The sequence below is a fragment of the Odoribacter sp. N54.MGS-14 genome (assembly GCF_000980295.1).
Lineage (GTDB): Bacteria > Bacteroidota > Bacteroidia > Bacteroidales > Marinifilaceae > Odoribacter > Odoribacter splanchnicus.
In genome coordinates this window covers 1-1,164 of the sequence record NZ_LARL01000159.1, presented here as the reverse complement: position 1 = coordinate 1,164, position 1,164 = coordinate 1, and the positions used below count along the sequence as shown (strand labels likewise).

The 1,164-nt window shown below is 38.4% G+C and carries 1 protein-coding gene and 1 rRNA gene; one reads left to right on the top strand and one right to left on the bottom strand.

The window, feature by feature from the left end:
• The first annotated feature begins 9 nt into the window (after positions 1 to 9).
• Positions 10 to 120 (top strand): 5S ribosomal RNA (gene rrf / locus WS42_RS14770).
• Positions 121 to 874: 754 nt separating this feature from the next.
• On the opposite strand, the gene WS42_RS14755 is transcribed toward rrf, so the two are convergent.
• The gene (locus WS42_RS14755; RefSeq protein ID WP_140398586.1) at positions 875 to 1,060 is read right to left on the bottom strand and encodes a hypothetical protein; all 186 of its coding nucleotides are present in this window, start codon (positions 1,058 to 1,060) and stop codon (positions 875 to 877) included.
• Between the last annotated feature and the right edge of the window lie 104 nt (positions 1,061 to 1,164).

Sequence of the window (1,164 nt, the reverse complement as noted above, 5' to 3'; positions counted from 1 at the left end):
AAAATATTAAAAGGTGTCTATAACCGGGGGGATCCACCTCTTTCCATTCCGAACAGAGAAGTTAAGCCCCTGAGTGCCGATGGTACTGCCTTATGGTGGGAGAGTAGGTTGGCGCCGAATTTTGAAAGCGAGTTACGAAAGTGACTCGCTTTTTTTTATCTGATTATACTGACTAAACCAAACAGATACTGGCTGAAGAAGAAGGAGGGAAGGTAAATGCATTGGGTATGCCCCCTCATGTTAAGCCCCCTTTTAGAAACACTATCGCATAGAATTCCATTTGTCAAAAATGTCGATCCTACCGGACAATTTTTGAATGATAGTGAACGAGTCCCTTGTCAGGTGATTGCTGTGATTGAGGATCTTCCACAGAACAGTCATTTTAATTTTGAATATCTGGAATCCATGACTCCGGATATAGCTGATTATGATGGCTTGGAGTTCTTTATTTATCTGAAATTTAGGAAAGGTGTCCATTAGAGAAGGTAGTAGAAAAATCTAACCGGGTCAATCGAAAAGTATTAGAGGGGTATAATACCTTGAAATATACAAACAGGGAGTGAGCTGGAACCTTTAACTTCTATTCATTTGTCGACTTTAGCCGATTTTGATTTTAAAACCGGAGCCGGGATGGTTGGGATTCTATTTATGAGTTGTATCGGATTATTGATTTTATTTATTTCCGTCAGTAATTTTGTCGTCCTTTTTATGGTACAAGGGGAAAGACGTTCTAAAGAAATCCCTTTTGGGTATGAGATAAAATATATATACCGTGTCGGGGATATTGGTCTGGATTGCTTTGCTTGTTTGTATAAGTAGCTGGAAAACTATCATACGTAATCCTTTCGAAGCTTTAAAAGCTGGGGAATAATATTCAATAACTGTTGACAAATCTGGAAGGAGTGATCGAATCAGTCGTAGTTATCTGATTTTCTTCCGGAGGAGACACTGAATTTTTTCGTTCAGCTTCATAATAAGCGAAACTGAACAGGATGATCAGGATCAGGCATACATGGAGACAATCCCGTTGGCTTTGATATGATATTTTTTTCGACATCATGTTAAGAGTATATACGGTAATACTTTAGGTGAGTTCTATCAATTCAATTTATCCTCTTGTATCAGACAGCAGAACTCTTTAACTGCCCAATTTGTGAGTTTTAG